Raw genomic sequence first — 15,734 nt, forward strand, 5'->3', positions numbered from 1 at the left:
CGGCGCGTCAGTTGTTGCCTCTGGCGTTGTCCTTGGCTTTTTCAAACGTCACCTGGCCAGTTTTGGCGTCGGCGTGGAACTTGACCAGCTGGCCGTGCTGGAACGCCTCGCCCTCCCAGTGGCCGTGCACGGCCTCAAGCGCCTGCACATGTTTGAAGCCCTGCGCGTCGAGCTTTTGCGTCACCGCCGCGGCGCTTAGCCACCCGTTGCCTGGTTGGTCGGCTAGCGAAGCGCCGGACCAAAGAAGCGTTGCCGCGAATGCCATACACATACCTGTCAAAATTTTCATGAGGTGCTCCCGGAAGGATTGGCACCACTATCGGCGCTCGCCAACGCGCTGTCGACGTGCGGTGTGCAAAATGTACGGCAATCCTTCGTCAGGGTGCGTTGCCCTGACTTTTCGAACCGAATGAGCAGGGAAAACCATGCAGCTTGATTTCAGCCAGCTCGACGCCGCCGAATCCTACCGCTGGCTGTCGTCGACGGTGACGCCGCGGCCGATCGCCTGGGTGTCCACCGTGTCCGCCAACGGCATCACCAACCTGGCGCCCTTCAGTTTTTTCCAGGTGATCTGCGACGATCCGGCGACGCTGATGGTCAACGTCGGTCTGCGCGCCAACGGTGAGTTGAAAGACACCTTGCGTAACGCGCGCGCCACCGGCGAGCTGGTGATTCATCTGGTCAGCAAGGCCGAAGCGGAGCATATGAACGCCACCGCGGCGACGCTGCCGCACGACGACAGCGAGTTCGACGCGGTCGGCATCGCCACGTTGCCCAGCGTGCGGGTGAAGCCGCCGCGCATCGCTGCCGCGTCGGTGGCGTTCGAGTGCACGCTGGCCGAAGTGATTCCGTACCCGGCGGAACATCCGCGCCAGTTTCTGATCTTTGCCCGCGTGCTGCTGGCGCATATCGACGACGCGGTGATGGCCGATGAGCGGCACGTCGATCCGGCCAAGCTCGATCTGGTCGGGCGCCTCAGCGGCAGCTGGTATTCGACCACGCGCGACCGCTTTGCGATGAAGCGCCCGGCCTGACGCTGAGTGCTGGTCGGTCGCCCGGCTACGGCGGCCCCGTATAATGGGTCGGATGACCTCCATGACTTTTGCGCTTTCCGCCACCGACGGCGCGGCTCGCCGCGGCTGCCTCACGTTCGACCGCGGCACGGTGGAAACGCCGGCCTTCATGCCCGTCGGTACCTACGGCTCGGTGAAGGCGATGACGCCGCGCGACGTCAAGGACATCGGCGCGGAAATCATCCTCGGCAACACCTTTCACCTGTTTCTGCGGCCGGGGCTGGAGATCGTCGAGCAGTTCGGCGGCCTGCACAAATTCATCGGCTGGGATAAACCCATCCTCACCGACTCGGGCGGCTTTCAGGTTTTTTCGCTGGCGCACAAGCGCAAGATCACCGAGGAGGGCGTGACCTTCGCCTCGCCGGTGGACGGCTCGAAAGTGTTCCTGTCGCCCGAAGTGTCGATGCAGATCCAGACCACGCTGGATTCGGACATCGCGATGATTTTCGACGAGTGCACGCCGTATCCGGCAACGGAAAAGGTCGCCAGCGACTCGATGGAGCTGAGCCTGCGCTGGGCCGAACGTTCCCGCCGCAGCTTCGACGATTTGCAACGTGCCAACGTGAAACCCTCGAACGCGCTGTTCGGCATCGTGCAGGGGAGCATCTTCGAAAACCTGCGCACCCGCTCCGCCGAAGGTCTGATCGACATCGGCTTCGACGGCTATGCCGTCGGCGGCCTGGCCGTCGGCGAGCCGGAGGCCGAGCGCAACCACGCGCTGGATTTCACCGTGCCGCTGTTGCCGCAGGACAAGCCGCGCTATTTGATGGGCGTGGGTAGGCCGGAGGATATCGTCGAGGCGGTGCGTCGCGGTATCGACATGTTCGACTGCGTCATGCCCACCCGCAACGCCCGCAACGGCTTTCTGTTCACCGCCGAGGGCACGCTGCGCATCCGCAACGCCAAATATTCGCTGGACACCCGGGTGATCGAGGAGGGCTGCGACTGCTACGCCTGCGCCGGCGGCTTCAGCCGCGCCTATCTGCGCCACCTGGATCGCTGCAATGAGATTCTGGGCAGCCAGCTGGCTACCATGCACAACCTGCGCTACTACCAGCGGCTGATGGCCGGCCTGCGCGAGGCCATTGCCGGCGGTACGCTGGACGCGTTCACCGCCGAGTTCTACGCCAGACGCCGCCCGACCGTCGCGTAGACGAACCGCTGGGCGCTCATGCCTGGCGAACTTTTGCGGTTGGTACGAGTCGCAGGGAAAGGCTCCGTCCGGCGAGCGCCCGCTGGGCTGAAAGGTTCCGCCGTTACCCGGTCCGTGCCCGGTACCGAGGCGCCCCAGCCGTGCACGGCTGGGGGGTGCATGGCATAATCGTTGATCTTTGACCGGCGGCAGCTGACTTCTCGGGCTGCGCCACCACTTGCGAGACAGACCCAATGACGTTTTCGATCCCGTTCGTGCTTGCCCAGGCTGCGCCCGCTGTCGCGCCTGCCGCAGGCAATCCGATCCTGACCTTTCTGCCGATCATCGTGCTGTTTGGCGTGTTCTATTTCCTGATGATCCGCCCGCAGATGAAGCGTCAGAAAGAGCTGCGCACCATGCTGTCGGCGCTGGCCAAGGGCGACGAAGTGGTGACCAATGGCGGCATTGCCGGCCGTATCGACGAGGTCGGTGAAACTTTTATCAGCGTCGAAATCGCCACCAATGTGGTGGTCAAGGTGCAGAAGGGTTCGGTGTCGCAGGTGCTGCCCAAGGGTTCGCTAAAGTCCGTCTGATCGACGGATGCCGGGCTTCGGTCCGGCCGCTTTGGGGGCTGCTTTTCACGGGATGTTTTCCGATGTTCGCTAACACCGCCGGCTGGTTGCTGCGGCTTCGATGGACGCTATCTGATGGATGCAAGGCATGAGTGATTTTCCCCGCTGGAAATACGCGCTGGTCGCGATAGTGATGTTGTTCGGCGTCCTCTACGCCTTGCCGAACGCCTTTTTCCCGGTGGCCGCCGTGCAGGTCAGCGCCAACCGCGGCAGCGCGCCGATCGATCAGTCGATTCAGCAGAAGGTGACCGCGGCGCTCGCGGCGCAGCACATTGCTGCCACCAGCGTGAGTGTGCAGGGCGACAACCTGATCGCCACCTTCGGCAATGGCGATACGCAGAAAAGCGCCGCCGATGCGATCAAGACGGCCCTGGGCGACGGTTACTCCACCGCATTCAAGCTGCAGTCGACCGTGCCGGGCTGGCTGCGCGCGATCGGCGCGCGCTCGATGCCGCTGGGCCTGGATCTGCAGGGCGGCGTGCACTTTCTGATGCAGGTCGATCAGAGCGGCATCGTCGACAAGCAGGAAACCAGCTATGCCGACGATATCCGCGCGCTGCTGCAGCAGAAGAACATCCGCTACGAGTCGGTGGCGCGCAATCCGGTCGCCGGTCAGGGCATCGCCGTGATTCTGCGTTCGGCCGACGATCGCAGCAAGGCGTCCGACGCGATCGCCAACGAATTCACCGACATCATCGTGTCCAACGGCAGCAGTACGGGCGATCGCTTTCTGCTCAACGCGGTGATCAAGCCAGACAAGCTGCGCGACCTCTCGCGCAGCGCGATCCAGCAGAACCTCAGCACGCTGCGCAACCGCATCAATGCGCTCGGCGTGTCCGAGCCTCTGATCCAGCAGCAGGGCGACAGCCGCATCGTGGTGGAACTGGCCGGCGTGCAAGATGCGACCGAAGCCAAGAAGCTGATCGGCGCCACCGCCACGCTGGAATACCGCGCGGGCATCGGCTTTCCCGGCGACCCGCAGGCGCAGGAAGCGATGCGCACGGGCAGCATTCCACCAGACGCCAACCTCTATTACATGCGTGACACCCGCACCCCGGTCCTGGTCAGCAAACGCGTGATCGTCACCGGCAGCCAGCTGGTCGATGCGGCGTCGGGCACCGATACGCGCAACGGCACGCCGAACGTCAGCGTGACGTTGAACGCCGCGGGCGCCAAGAAGATGGGCGACTTCACCAACGCCAACGTCGGCAAGCCGATGGCGGTGGTCTACGTCGAGCGCGTCACCGAAACCAAGATCGTCGACGGCAAGGAAGTGCGCACGTCCAAAGACACCGAGTCGGTGATCAACGACGCGACCATCTCCAGCCCTTTCAGCCGGCAGTTCGAGACCAACGGTTTGGCCAGCTTGAAAGATGCTTCCGATCTTGCGCTGCTGCTCAAGGGCGGTGCGCTGGCCGCGCCGGTCGATATCGTCGAAGAGGGTGTGATCGGTGCCAGCCTGGGCGCGGACAATATCAACAAGGGCTTTATGGCGGTGATGCTGGGCCTGGGCCTGGTACTGCTGGCCGCCGCGATTTACTACAAGCTGTTCGGCCTGGTGGCCGATATTGCGCTGTTCTTCAACCTGGTAATCCTGGTGGCGGTGATGTCGCTGATCGGCGTCACGCTGACCATGCCCGGCATCGCCGGTATCGTGCTGACGCTGGGCATGGCCATCGATGCGAACGTGCTGATCTGCGAACGCATCCGCGAGGAGCTGCGTAACGGTTCGAGTCCGCACGCGTCGATCCGCGCAGGTTATGAAAAAGCCTGGGCCACGATTCTCGATGCCAACGTCACCCATCTGATCGCCGCGCTGGCGCTGACCACCATGGGTACCGGCGCGATCAGGGGCTTCGGCGTGACGTTGATGATCGGCATCCTGACCTCGCTGTTCACCTCGGTAACGTTGACCCACGCGTTTACTGCGTTGATCCACGGCCACCGCAAGCTCAAGACGCTGTCGGTCTGAGGAATCGCAATGGAAATTTTCAATCACAACAGCAACGTCAACTTCCTCGGCATGCGCAAGTTCAGCATCGCGATTGCCGCGTTTCTGATGATTGCCTCGATAGTGCTGATCGCGACCAAGGGCCTCAACTACGGCCTGGATTTCAACGGCGGCGTGTCGCTGGTCGTGGACTACGATCAGCCGGTGCAGATCAACGACGTGCGCGCTGCGCTGGCCAAGGGCGGCGTCGAGAATCCGATCGTGCAGAGCCTGGGCGGTACGCGCGAAGTGTCGATCCGCATGCAACCCAAGGACGATCCGGCCTCGGTCCAGGCCGATGGCAAGGTCAACCTTGATCGCATATCCGCCGACGTTATCAAGATGCTGCAGGCGGCGCGTTCGGATGCGAAGGTGAAGAGCAAGGACTTCGTCAGTGCCGAAGTCGGTGCGGAGCTGCGCAGCGATGGCCTGTGGGCGGCGCTTTTCGTGGTGCTGGGCATCGGCTTCTACCTGGGCATTCGCTTCGAGCGCCGCTTCGCCTTCGCTGCCATCGTGACCGAGTTTCACGACGTGCTGGTGACGTTGGGCATCCTGGCCCTGGTGCAGCGCGAGTTCGACATGACCGTGCTGGCCTCCGTGCTGGCGGTGATCGGTTATTCGATCAACGACAAGGTAGTGGTGTTCGATCGTATCCGCGAGCTGTTCCGCCTGGCGCGCAAGGCCGAACCGGAAGAAATTCTCAACCGCTCGATCAACAATACGCTGTCGCGAACCATCATCACCTCGCTGTTTACCAGCATCACCATGGCGGCGCTGTTCTTTTTCGGCGGCACCGCGGTGCACGGTTTTGCCGTGACCATGCTGATCGGCATTCTGGTCGGTACGCTGTCGTCGATCTTCGTGGCCAGCCCGATCCTTCTGTGGCTGGGCGTGTCGAAAAAGGATCTGATGCCGGTGACCCGCGAGAACCCGGAGCTGGCGCGTCGGCCCTGATAGGCAACGCGTTGCGGGACATCACGAAGGCCCGGCGCAAGCCGGGCCTTCGTCGTTTCAACGCCCGGATCGCGGCCTGGAAAGTGGTTGCTGCAAACGCAGCATTCTCCTCAACTTGTGGTCGCGCTAGCCGATAAGTCCTTGGTAAGAAAAAACGGACTTTTCCGTTTTCGGGGCAGTGCATCATGCTGGTTATTGTCGGGACGCTGGTCGTCTTGGGTTGTGTCATTGGCGGCTATCTGGCTTCCCACGGTCACTTGCTCGCCTTATGGCAGCCGTACGAGATGCTGATCATCTGCGGCGGGGCATTGGGCGCTTTTCTGATCGCGAACCCATTGAAGATCGTCAAGACGGCAGGCTCCGAGTTGCTGGGTCTCTTCAAGGGGCCGCGCTACAAGCGCGAGGACTACATAGACCTGCTGTCGCTGCTCTACGATATTTTCAACGCGATGCGTAAAGGCGGCCTGCTCAGCCTTGAAGAACATATCGAAGATCCGCATGCGAGTCCGATATTTTCCGCCTACCCGCGATTGATCCGGGAACATCATCTGATCGACTTCATCACCGATTGCCTGCGCCTGATGGTCAGCGGCAGCATGAATGCGCAGGAGCTCGAGCCGCTGCTGGACTACGAGCTGGAAACCCATCATCACGATGCACTGGCGCCGTCGAAGGCCATCAATCGATTGGGCGACGCGTTGCCGGGTTTCGGCATCGTCGCTGCCGTACTCGGCATCGTCACCACCATGTCGTCGCTCAATGGCGACACCTCGGCCATTGGCGAGCACATCGCCGGCGCACTGGTGGGCACCTTCGTCGGCATTCTGCTTTGCTATGGTTTCGTCGGGCCGCTGGCCTCGGCCATGGAGAACCGCACGAACGAGGACGGCAAGGCGTTCGAGTGCGTCAAGGTCGCACTGATCGCCAACCTGCGTGCCTACAACCCCAAGGTATCGGTGGAGTTTGCGCGCAAGGCGCTGTCGTCGCAGAGCCGTCCGACTTTTCAGGATTTCGATGAGCACCTCAAGGGCGACCGGGCGGGCACACGCGCATGAGCGAGCACGATAGCCAGCCCTCCATCATCGTGCGCAAAATCAAACGCGTGCACGGCGTGCACCATGGCGGTGAATGGAAGGTGGCCTATGCGGATTTCATGACCGCGATGATGGCTTTCTTTTTGGTGATGTGGATCCTGGGACAGGGTACGCGCGAACAGAAAGCGGCCATCTCCGAGTATTTCAAGAACCCGAGCATGACACCGGGAACTGCGACCATCGCGCCACCCGGGCGGGCCGGCCCTGGTGGCGCCAGCGACAGCCCGATCAAGCTTGGCGGCGGGATGGATATGTCGCACGGTCATGGCAAGGATCGGCACAGTGGACCGGCACCGGCGGCCAGCAGCAACGACAAATCGCCGCAGGAGATTTCGAAGCGCGTCAGGGCTCAGGACATGGCGCGGCTGGAAGAGCTGATGGCGCAGATGAACGCGGCTATCCAGAAAAGCCAGGCACTGGCGCCGTTCAAGGACCAGCTGTTGCTCGATATCACGTCGGAAGGATTGCGCATCCAGATCGTCGATAAATTGAACCGGCCGATGTTCGATACCGCCAGCGATCACATGAAGCCCTACAGCGAGATGATTCTGCGCGAGCTGGCCGGCTTCGTGAACAAGGTGCCGAACAAGATCAGCATTTCGGGCCATACCGACAATACGCCGTACAGCCGGGACGGTGAGTACGGCAACTGGGAGCTCTCAGCCGATCGCGCCAATGCGGCGCGCCGCGCCCTGTTATCCGGCGGCATGGCGGTGGACAAGGTCGCGCGCGTCGTGGGACTGGCCGACTCCGTGCCATTCGACCAGCAGCATCCGGATGCGCCGTTCAATCGCCGCATCAGCCTGATCGTGATGAACAAGGAGGCATCCGACGCGGCCTCCTCGCCGGAGACGGCGGGACTGAATGCCGCGCCCACTGCCGCCCCGGCCGCGCCAAACGCCGCGCCGCCGCAGCGTATGGGGAACCGGACTCCGGCGATCGAGCCGGTGTCGGTGATTATTCCTCTGACCCACCCACCAGCTGACGCCGTAGCGCCGGGTGCATCGTTGCCGTCGCTGCCGACGATTTCACCGATTGTCCAAGCGATAGGACCGAAGTCGTCCCGTTAGCGGGATACTGATGCGCGCGACCTCCGTCGACGTGTGTCGGAACGTGGTCGCGGTGGAGGCCGGTGCCGGGTCAGCCGCGCAAATGGGCATCCAGTTCGGCGAGCTGCTGCGGATTGCCGACATTCCACCAGTCACCGTCGTAGCGTTCGCCGGCGAGCTGCTGCTCGCGCATGGCCTGCTGGTAGAGCGGTAGAAGCTTGAAGCGTCCTTGGGCATGGCCGCGAACCAGTGCCGGGCGGTAGACACCGATGTTGCCGAAAGTCAGGCGTTCACCGTCGCCATCGGCGTGCAGCTTGTTCTGCTGCAACACGAAATCGCCCCGCGGATACCAGGATGGGTTGGGTACCATCACCAGATGCGCGTGGCCTGCCGGCTCGACCGGCAGCGTGGCGTAGTCGTACGCGCTCCAGATGTCCGCACTGATCGCGATAAACGGTTCGCTTCCCAGCAAGGGCAACGCGTTGAGCATGCCGCCGCCGGTTTCCAGCGGCGTTGGCCCTTCGTAGGCGTAGCGGATGCGCAAGCCCCAGCGCGAACCGTCGCCCAGCGCGTCGGGAAATTGATCGGCCAGATGCGAGGTGTTGATCACCACGTAGTGCACGCCAGCAGCGGCGAGCTTTTCCAGATGCCACTCGATCAGCGGTTTGCCGCCGACCGGCAGCAGCGGCTTCGGCGTGCGGTCGGTGAGTGGACGCATGCGTTCGCCGAGGCCGGCGGCAAAGATCAGCGCATGTCTCATCAGTCGTTCGCCGTGCGCAGGTCGCGCTGGCCGACACGTCGCTGCAGCAACGCCGCGAGGTCGGCGAGTTCGGGATAACGATTCGCCACGCCGATTACGTAGTCGTAGACGCGCGGCACGTCGGCCAGGTAGCCCGGTTTGCCGTCGCGATACCACAGCCGATAGAACTGGCCGAGCACGCGCAGATGGCGCTGCAGCCCGGTCAGGTCGAACCAGTGCAGAAAGCGTGCCCGATCTACACTGCTGTCAAGACGTCCCGCGGCCAGCAGCCGCTGACGGTACGACTCGACCCAGGCATCGACGCGTGCTGGCGGCCACACGATATAGGCGTCGCGCAGCAGCGAGGCGAGGTCGTAGGTCAGCGGGCCGTGGAGGGCGCCCTGGAAATCGATAATCCCTGGGCTCAAAAGTCGAGGAGCAACGATTCCCGAACGCTCGCGCCTCTGGCTGATGCTGTCAGAGCGATTGCCGGATTCGATCACCAGCAGATTGCGGCTGTGAAAATCCCGGTGCACGAAACCGTGCGGCTGCTCTTCGTGATTGCGTGCGATAAGCTCGAACGCGGCGTCCAGCGTTGTCCGTTCGGCGGCGTCGGGCGCGCTTCCGAGATGCCGTTCGAGAAACCAGACGGGCATGATCTCCAGGCCCTGCAGCACGAGCGCGCGATCGAAGCGCGGCAAGTCGGTGGTGTCGACGCGCTCCTGCATGCGCTGCAGTGCATCCATGGCGGCGCCATACAGCGCGTCCGCGTTGTCGTCGCGCAATTCGGATAGATACAACCGATGGCCCAGGTCCTCGATCAGCAGAAAACCCTGCTGCAAATCGTGCGCGTGAACCGCCGGTACGTGCACGCCGGCGGCAGCGAGTTTCGCGCCGAGCGCCAGCCAAGGGCGCGGATCTTCGAGCGCGGGCGGCGAGTCCATCACGATCCAGCTGCGGCCCTGGTGATGCGTGCGCCAGTAGCTGCGGAAGCTGGCGTCGGCCGAGGCGGATTCGAGCGTCAGCGAATCATCGTGCAAGGTGGCCCGGGTCCAGGCCAGGCGGGCGGCGGCGCGATCGTGCGGTTCCATGAAACTCATACTGGCGGACGGCACGTCAGCTTAATGGTTTGTGCCGACCAGCGTGAGCGGCATGGCAATGACGCTCGCATTGGTGCGGCGCAGCAGCCTGTGGTAGTTATAACGACATAGCGATCGGTTTGGAGCACGAAGCGAGGGGAACGCGCAGCGCGCATTCGACGACATGAGGCCATGCAGGCACGGCCTCCGGGGCAATCAACGAGGGGAGTTGAATGGGCGAAAGTGATCGTGGTTTCTCGATGACCCGGCGCCAGCTGCTGCGCATGATCGGCGTGACCGCCGGCAGCGCGGCGATGTATCAGGCGATGAGTGGACTGGGTTTTGCGGCGCAATCGCCGTACAAGGCGCCGATCAAACTCGGTCAAGCGCCGAAGGGTTCTTCGGTGCTGGTGCTTGGCGCCGGCATCGCCGGCTTGGTTGCCGCGTACGAATTGCGCGAAGCCGGCTACAAGGTGCAGGTGCTCGAATACAACGCGCGCGCCGGTGGCCGCAACTGGACGCTGCGCGGCGGCGATACCTACACCGAGCTCGGCGGCGCGACCCAGCACTGCGGTTTCGACAAGGGTCTGTATATCAACCCCGGCCCCTGGCGATTGCCCTACCATCATCACGGCATCCTGCACTACTGCAAGCAGCTCGGCGTGCCGCTGGAAGCGTTTGTGCAGGTCAACTACAACGCCTATCTGCACAGCACGAAAGGATTCGACGGCAAGCCGCAGCGCTTTCGTGCGGTCAAGGCCGACTATCAGGGCCACGTCGCCGAGCTGCTGGCCAAGACCACGCAGGCGAATCAGCTCGATGCGCTGGTCAGCAAGGAGGATCAGGAAAAACTGCTGCACTCCCTGCGCAGCTGGGGCGCGCTCGACAAGAACTACGCTTATGCCAAAGGCGAGCTGAGCAGCAACCGGCGCGGCTACGAAAAAGATCCTGGCGGCGGTTTGAGCGGTCACCCGATTGCTTCCGAACCGTTTGCGCTGAAGGACGTCCTCGATTCACGGCTTTGGCAAGGCTTGCCGGTGGGCGACAACTACGAGATGCAGACCACGCTGTTCCAGCCGGTCGGCGGCATGGGGGTGATCGGTCAGGCCTTCGCGCGCGAGCTGGGGCCGCTGATCCGCTACAACGCCAAGGTCACGGCGATCCAGCAGGACGAGCGCGGCGTCACCGCGATGTATGAAGACACCACGGCACCGGGCGTCAAGCACACGGCGAGCGCCGACTGGTGCGTGTGCACGCTGCCGCTGTCGATCCTCGGTCAGATTCCGATGAACGTAGGGCAGGCGATGGCCGAAGCCATTGCCGCCGTGCCGTACGCGGCGGCGGTGAAGGTCGGCCTGCAGTTCAAGCGGCGCTTCTGGGAAGAGGACGATCAGATCTACGGCGGCATCACTTATACCGACCAGGCGATCACCAATATCAGCTACCCGAGCACGGGCTATTTCAGTGGTGGCAAGGGCGTGTTGCTGGGTGCGTATATCTGGGGCCTGGATGCGATGGAGTTCACCGCGATGTCGCCGGCCGAACGCATCCAACGCGCGCTTGAACAGGGCAGCAAGATTCACCCGCAGTATCCGAAAGAGTTTGACAACGGCATGGCGGTGGCCTGGCATCGCTCGCCCTTTACCCTCGGTTGTTTCGCCCAGTGGTCGGAGCAGGCGCGCGCCGACCATTACGACAACCTGTGCCAGTTCGATGGGCGCATCGTGCTGGCCGGTGAGCACGCGTCGTGCCTGCCGGCGTGGCAGGAGGGCGCGGTCACCTCGGCGCTGGACGCGATCGGTCGGCTGCATCGACGCGCCGCGGCGGGAGCGACGGCATGAAAAACATCGACGCCATAACGGCAAAATTCATCGCATTCGCTGCCCTGCTTTTGCTGACCAGCACGCAGGCCTTCGCCGACAGCGCAGGTATTCGCAACGACGCCTCGCTGAAGACCGACAGCGGCGCACAGATCTACGCGCATCTCTGCCAGGGCTGCCACATGCCGAACGGGCAGGGGGCGATCGGTGCGGGGCACTATCCGGCATTTGCGCACAATCCCACGATGTCATCCGCGTCGTACATGGCGCTGACCATCTTGCACGGCCGCCGCAACATGCCCGCGTTCGCGCCCAAAGATCCAGGCGACAGCGAGCGGGAGTCGTTTATCGATCCGGTCTGGCTGACCGACGAGCAGATCGCCAGCGTGATCAACTACATCCGCACGCACTTCGGCAACGACTACAAGGACACCATCACGGCGGCCGAGGTCAAGGCGCTGCATCCGTAGATCTTTCGATTTCATCAGCGGCATTCACTTACAAGGACATCCCATGCATCGCTTTTCCCGCACCGTTCTGCCCCTGCTGCTGTGCACGCTGCCGATCGTCGCCAGCGCCTCCGACGTGATCCGTTACAAGCTGCCCGACAGCACGTTCCCCATCTCGGCAGCGGTCGAAGTGCCGGCCGGCAAGACCATGGTCTATCTCAGCGGCCAGATGGGGCAGATGCCGAAGGATGCCAGCGCTTCGAACGGTGCGCCCGCGTCGATGGGTGATACCAAGACGCAGACGATCTCGGCCTTGGCCCATATCAAGAAGCAGCTGGAAAGCATGCATCTGAGCATGGGCGACGTGGTGAAGATGCAGGTGTTCCTGGTAGCCGACAAGAATAAAGGCGACAAGCTCGACTTCGCCGGCTTTATGGACGGCTATACGCAGTTCTTCGGTACCAAGGCGCAGCCGAACCTGCCGTCGCGTTCGGCGGTGCAGGTGGCCGCGCTGGTGGTTCCGGCGGCGCTGGTCGAGATCGAGGTCACCGCAGTGAGGCCGTAGTCGGCAAGGCGGCTAGAGCCGTTGCCGTTCTCGCGGATTTCTACAGCGCATCCCCATCGACTTCTTGCGTGCGGATGCGCACCGCCTGTTCGAGTTCGGCGACAAAAATCTTGCCGTCGCCGATCTTGCCGGTGCGTGCGGCCCCGGTGATCGCCTCGATGGCGTGATCGAGCCGGTCGTCCGCCACCGCCACTTCGATTTTCAGCTTGGGCAGGAAATCGACCACGTATTCGGCGCCGCGATACAGCTCGGTGTGACCGTGCTGGCGGCCGAAGCCTTTCACCTCGGTTACCGTCATGCCCTGCACGCCGGCTTCGCTGAGCGCCTCGCGCACATCGTCCAGCGTGAACGGTTTGATGATCGCCGTGATCCATTTCATAGTGGGTTCTCGCGCTGTGATGGTTGCAGTCAGCACGATGCATGCCATGCCGCTTCAGCTGCTGTGTCGCTGCATGGCGAGGATGGGGGCAATGCCTCAAGGATGGGCTGCACTAAAATCGTGCAATGCAGTCGGTCATTGCCTGTCATTGGTGCGTTTGAAAAGGGCCGGGCGCCGGCTTGGATTGACGCCAGTGGGTCGAATCAGTACCATTTTAGTCCCGATTACAGTTACTCAGGCCAGAGCGCTCCGATGTTACGCGTCAGCCGACTCACCGATTACGCCACCGTCGTGATGACCTGCATCGCAGCGCATCCGCATGATGTGCTCACCACGGGGCAGATCGCCGACGAAACCCGGCTGGAGCTGCCGACGGTGAGCAAGCTGCTGAAAGCGCTCGGGCACGCCTCGCTGGTCGAGTCGTTTCGTGGCGTCAACGGCGGTTATCGGCTGGCGCGGTCGGCCGCGGATATTTCGCTGGCCGAGATCGTGGAGGCACTGGAAGGCCCGATCGGCATGACCGAGTGCAGTCTGGCCGAAGGCCATTGCGATCGCGAATCGCAGTGCGGCGTGCGCGGCAGCTGGCAGCAGGTCAACAGCGTGCTGGACAGCGCGCTGCGCGCGGTTAGCCTGGCCGACATGCTCAAAACGCGCCTGCCGGTTGTCGATCTGAGCAACCCGCCGTCGCCCAAAAAAACAGCACCCCGGCGGATTGCCGCAACGGTCGCCGATACCGCGGCTGTCCGGTCAAACTCCGGCGGCGTCACTACCGAATGAACCAGACCATGACCAACGACAGCACCAGCACAGCGCTGCGCGACAACGCCGATGTGGCCGAGGCGCTAGGCCGCAGCTACTCGGCCGGTTTCGTCACCGATATCGAGATGACCAGCCTGCCGCCCGGCCTGAGCGAGGACATCATCCGCCAGCTCTCCGCGATCAAGCGCGAGCCGGAGTGGATGACCGACTGGCGCCTCGACGCCTATCGCCACTGGCTGACCATGCCGACGCCGGACTGGGCCAAGCTGAAGATCGAGCCGGTCGACTACCAGGCGCTGAGCTATTACGCCGCGCCCAAGGCCGGCCTGAAATCGCTCGATGAAGTCGATCCGAAACTGCTGGAAATGTACGAGAAGCTCGGCGTGCCGCTGCACGAGCGCGCCAAGCTGGCCGGGGTGGCGGTGGACGCGGTGTTCGACTCGGTGTCGGTCGGTACCACGTTCCGCAAGGAGCTGGCGGCGGCCGGCGTGATCTTCTGTTCGATGAGCGAAGCGATTCGCGAACATCCCGAACTGGTGCGGCAGTATCTGGGCAGCGTGGTGCCGACCGGCGACAACTTTTTCGCCGCGCTCAACTCCGCCGTGTTCTCCGACGGCAGCTTTGTCTTTATCCCCAAGGGCGTGCGCTGCCCGATGGAGCTGAGCACGTATTTTCGCATCAATGCGCAGAACACGGGCCAGTTCGAACGCACCCTGATCGTGGCCGAAGAAGGCAGCCACGTGTCGTATCTGGAAGGCTGCACCGCGCCCAAGCGCGATGAGAATCAGCTGCATGCGGCGGTGGTCGAACTGGTCGCGCTGGAGAAGGCGCAGATCAAATACTCGACCGTGCAGAACTGGTATCCCGGCGACGAAAACGGCGTCGGCGGTATCTACAACTTCGTGACCAAGCGCGGCGATTGTCGCGGCGACGACTCGAAAATTTCCTGGACCCAGGTGGAAACCGGTTCGGCGGTGACGTGGAAATATCCGAGCTGTGTGCTGCGCGGCGATCGTTCGGTGGGCGAGTTCTACTCGGTGGCGCTGACGCATCATCATCAGCAGGCCGACACCGGCACCAAGATGATCCATATCGGCAAGCACACCAAGTCGAAGATCGTCGCCAAGGGCATCAGCGCGGGACGCAGCTCCAACAGCTATCGCGGCCTGGTCAAGATGGAGAAGGGTGCCGACGGCGCACGCAACTACACCCAGTGCGACAGCCTGCTGATCGGCAAGCAGTGCGGCGCGCACACCTTCCCGTATATGGAGGTGAAAAATCCCACCGCTATCGTCGAGCACGAGGCGACCACGTCGAAAATTTCCGACGACCAGATGTTCTACTGCCGCGCCCGCGGTATCAGCGAGGAAGACGCCGTATCGATGATCGTCGACGGCTTCTGCAAGCAGGTTTTCCGCGAGCTGCCGATGGAGTTTGCCGTCGAGGCGAAAAAGCTTCTGGAAGTGTCGCTCGAAGGCGCGGTAGGCTAATGAGCGTCGTGGCGGATAAAACGGAATCGTTGCTGCAGCTGCGACCGGCAAACGTGCAGGATGTGGGCGAGATTCTGGCGCTGATCCGCGAGCTGGCCGATTACGAAAAGCTGCTCCACGAGGTCGACGCGACACAAGCCGATCTCACCCGTGACCTGTTCGGCCCCGCGCCGCGTGCGCACTGCGATATCGCCATGTGGAATGGTGAAGTCGCCGGTATGGCTTTCTGGTTTTACAATTATTCGGCCTTTCTCGGCCGCGCCGGCATCTATCTGGAAGATCTTTTCGTGCGGCCCGCGTTTCGCGGCAACGGCATCGGCAAGAGACTGATTGCGCATCTGGCGCAGCGCTGCGTCGATGAAAACCTGCCGCGGCTGCAGTGGTCGGTGCTGGACTGGAATACGCCGTCCATCGCGTTCTACGAATCGCTGGGCGCCGACGTGCTGCGCGAGTGGTTCGCCTGCCTGATGAGCCGCAAGGCGATCGATGCGTTGGCAACGAGTTATGCCCGTGTCGAGGCATCTCCATGA

General features: G+C 62.9%; 17 protein-coding genes. 13 read left to right on the forward strand and 4 right to left on the reverse strand.

All coding sequences use genetic code 11. The annotated features are described in order from the left end of the window. Window positions 1–7: 7 nt before the first annotated feature. Window positions 8–289, reverse strand: coding sequence for a PepSY domain-containing protein (locus tag HDE78_RS11420; RefSeq protein ID WP_179479438.1), 282 nt, complete (start codon window positions 287–289; stop codon window positions 8–10). A gap of 136 nt (window positions 290–425) precedes the next feature. Between HDE78_RS11420 and HDE78_RS11425 the strand changes: the two genes are divergently transcribed. From HDE78_RS11425 to motB, 7 genes are all read left to right on the forward strand, one after another. Further along, window positions 426–1,034: a flavin reductase family protein gene (locus tag HDE78_RS11425; RefSeq protein WP_179479440.1), complete on the forward strand. Its 609-nt coding sequence runs from the start codon at window positions 426–428 to the stop codon at window positions 1,032–1,034. Window positions 1,035–1,086: 52 nt separating this feature from the next. Beyond that, complete coding sequence (tgt, locus tag HDE78_RS11430) at window positions 1,087–2,226, forward strand: tRNA guanosine(34) transglycosylase Tgt (RefSeq protein WP_179479441.1); 1,140 nt, start codon at window positions 1,087–1,089, stop codon at window positions 2,224–2,226. 233 nt (window positions 2,227–2,459) lie between these two features. Next, window positions 2,460–2,798, forward strand: a complete 339-nt coding sequence (gene yajC / locus HDE78_RS11435; RefSeq protein ID WP_179479443.1) for a preprotein translocase subunit YajC — start codon at window positions 2,460–2,462, stop codon at window positions 2,796–2,798. Between the two features lie 127 nt (window positions 2,799–2,925). Continuing rightward, window positions 2,926–4,809 carry a protein translocase subunit SecD gene (gene secD, locus HDE78_RS11440; RefSeq protein WP_179479445.1) on the forward strand — a complete coding sequence of 628 codons (1,884 nt, stop codon included), beginning with the start codon at window positions 2,926–2,928 and terminating at the stop codon, window positions 4,807–4,809. Between the two features lie 9 nt (window positions 4,810–4,818). Further along, entirely contained in the window at window positions 4,819–5,781 is a 963-nt protein-coding gene (gene secF / locus HDE78_RS11445) for a protein translocase subunit SecF (protein WP_179479447.1), read from the forward strand. Between the two features lie 185 nt (window positions 5,782–5,966). Then, window positions 5,967–6,836 (forward strand): flagellar motor stator protein MotA, encoded by an 870-nt coding sequence (motA, locus tag HDE78_RS11450; RefSeq protein ID WP_179479449.1) that lies wholly within the window; start codon window positions 5,967–5,969, stop codon window positions 6,834–6,836. Next, window positions 6,833–7,945, forward strand: a complete 1,113-nt coding sequence (gene motB / locus HDE78_RS11455; RefSeq protein WP_179479451.1) for a flagellar motor protein MotB — start codon at window positions 6,833–6,835, stop codon at window positions 7,943–7,945. The genes motA and motB overlap by 4 nt, the downstream gene beginning before the upstream one ends. 70 nt (window positions 7,946–8,015) lie before the next feature. Here the strand turns inward: motB and murU are convergent, their stop codons facing one another. Beyond that, the gene (murU, locus tag HDE78_RS11460) at window positions 8,016–8,684 is read right to left on the reverse strand and encodes an N-acetylmuramate alpha-1-phosphate uridylyltransferase MurU (protein WP_179479453.1); all 669 of its coding nucleotides are present in this window, start codon (window positions 8,682–8,684) and stop codon (window positions 8,016–8,018) included. After that, a complete protein-coding gene (locus tag HDE78_RS11465) occupies window positions 8,684–9,754 on the reverse strand; it encodes a phosphotransferase (RefSeq protein ID WP_255457761.1) in 1,071 nt (356 codons plus the stop codon). The genes murU and HDE78_RS11465 overlap by 1 nt, the downstream gene beginning before the upstream one ends. A gap of 248 nt (window positions 9,755–10,002) precedes the next feature. Between HDE78_RS11465 and HDE78_RS11470 the strand changes: the two genes are divergently transcribed. From HDE78_RS11470 to HDE78_RS11480, 3 genes are read left to right on the forward strand one after another with little or no spacing between them, the layout of a single operon-like run. After that, on the forward strand, window positions 10,003–11,583 hold the full coding sequence (locus HDE78_RS11470) for a flavin monoamine oxidase family protein (RefSeq protein ID WP_179479762.1): 1,581 nt from the start codon (window positions 10,003–10,005) through the stop codon (window positions 11,581–11,583). Then, entirely contained in the window at window positions 11,580–12,032 is a 453-nt protein-coding gene (locus HDE78_RS11475; protein ID WP_179479457.1) for a cytochrome c, read from the forward strand. The genes HDE78_RS11470 and HDE78_RS11475 overlap by 4 nt, the downstream gene beginning before the upstream one ends. A 43-nt stretch (window positions 12,033–12,075) precedes the next feature. Next, the gene (locus HDE78_RS11480; RefSeq protein WP_179479459.1) at window positions 12,076–12,576 is read left to right on the forward strand and encodes a RidA family protein; all 501 of its coding nucleotides are present in this window, start codon (window positions 12,076–12,078) and stop codon (window positions 12,574–12,576) included. 40 nt (window positions 12,577–12,616) lie between these two features. Here HDE78_RS11480 and HDE78_RS11485 read toward each other — a convergent pair whose 3' ends face one another. After that, window positions 12,617–12,955, reverse strand: coding sequence for a P-II family nitrogen regulator (locus HDE78_RS11485; RefSeq protein ID WP_179479461.1), 339 nt, complete (start codon window positions 12,953–12,955; stop codon window positions 12,617–12,619). A 252-nt stretch (window positions 12,956–13,207) separates the two neighbouring features. Between HDE78_RS11485 and HDE78_RS11490 the strand changes: the two genes are divergently transcribed. Genes HDE78_RS11490 through HDE78_RS11500 form a run of 3 tightly spaced genes read left to right on the forward strand, consistent with a single transcriptional unit; the run spans window position 13,208 to window position 15,734 of the window. Then, window positions 13,208–13,732 (forward strand): SUF system Fe-S cluster assembly regulator, encoded by a 525-nt coding sequence (locus tag HDE78_RS11490; RefSeq protein ID WP_179479463.1) that lies wholly within the window; start codon window positions 13,208–13,210, stop codon window positions 13,730–13,732. An 8-nt stretch (window positions 13,733–13,740) separates the two neighbouring features. Continuing rightward, on the forward strand, window positions 13,741–15,204 hold the full coding sequence (gene sufB / locus HDE78_RS11495) for a Fe-S cluster assembly protein SufB (protein ID WP_179479465.1): 1,464 nt from the start codon (window positions 13,741–13,743) through the stop codon (window positions 15,202–15,204). Between the two features lie 8 nt (window positions 15,205–15,212). Then, on the forward strand, window positions 15,213–15,734 hold the full coding sequence (locus HDE78_RS11500) for a GNAT family N-acetyltransferase (protein ID WP_345776055.1): 522 nt from the start codon (window positions 15,213–15,215) through the stop codon (window positions 15,732–15,734).

Source organism: Rhodanobacter sp. K2T2 (genome assembly GCF_013408815.1).
Taxonomy (GTDB): Bacteria; Pseudomonadota; Gammaproteobacteria; order Xanthomonadales; family Rhodanobacteraceae; genus Rhodanobacter.

Bases quoted from the DNA above. Each gene is read 5' to 3' on its own strand.
- HDE78_RS11465 (WP_255457761.1), bottom strand. From the start codon at position 9,754: ATGGAACCGCACGATCGCGCCGCCGCCCGCCTGGCCTGGACCCGGGCC.
- HDE78_RS11475 (WP_179479457.1), top strand. From the start codon at position 11,580: ATGAAAAACATCGACGCCATAACGGCAAAATTCATCGCATTCGCTGCC.
- yajC (WP_179479443.1), top strand. From the start codon at position 2,460: ATGACGTTTTCGATCCCGTTCGTGCTTGCCCAGGCTGCGCCCGCTGTC.
- secF (WP_179479447.1), top strand. From the start codon at position 4,819: ATGGAAATTTTCAATCACAACAGCAACGTCAACTTCCTCGGCATGCGC.
- HDE78_RS11425 (WP_179479440.1), top strand. From the start codon at position 426: ATGCAGCTTGATTTCAGCCAGCTCGACGCCGCCGAATCCTACCGCTGG.
- motA (WP_179479449.1), top strand. From the start codon at position 5,967: ATGCTGGTTATTGTCGGGACGCTGGTCGTCTTGGGTTGTGTCATTGGC.
- secD (WP_179479445.1), top strand. From the start codon at position 2,926: ATGAGTGATTTTCCCCGCTGGAAATACGCGCTGGTCGCGATAGTGATG.
- HDE78_RS11485 (WP_179479461.1), bottom strand. From the start codon at position 12,955: ATGAAATGGATCACGGCGATCATCAAACCGTTCACGCTGGACGATGTG.
- motB (WP_179479451.1), top strand. From the start codon at position 6,833: ATGAGCGAGCACGATAGCCAGCCCTCCATCATCGTGCGCAAAATCAAA.
- murU (WP_179479453.1), bottom strand. From the start codon at position 8,684: ATGAGACATGCGCTGATCTTTGCCGCCGGCCTCGGCGAACGCATGCGT.
- sufB (WP_179479465.1), top strand. From the start codon at position 13,741: ATGACCAACGACAGCACCAGCACAGCGCTGCGCGACAACGCCGATGTG.
- HDE78_RS11480 (WP_179479459.1), top strand. From the start codon at position 12,076: ATGCATCGCTTTTCCCGCACCGTTCTGCCCCTGCTGCTGTGCACGCTG.
- HDE78_RS11420 (WP_179479438.1), bottom strand. From the start codon at position 289: ATGAAAATTTTGACAGGTATGTGTATGGCATTCGCGGCAACGCTTCTT.
- tgt (WP_179479441.1), top strand. From the start codon at position 1,087: ATGACCTCCATGACTTTTGCGCTTTCCGCCACCGACGGCGCGGCTCGC.
- HDE78_RS11470 (WP_179479762.1), top strand. From the start codon at position 10,003: ATGACCCGGCGCCAGCTGCTGCGCATGATCGGCGTGACCGCCGGCAGC.
- HDE78_RS11490 (WP_179479463.1), top strand. From the start codon at position 13,208: ATGTTACGCGTCAGCCGACTCACCGATTACGCCACCGTCGTGATGACC.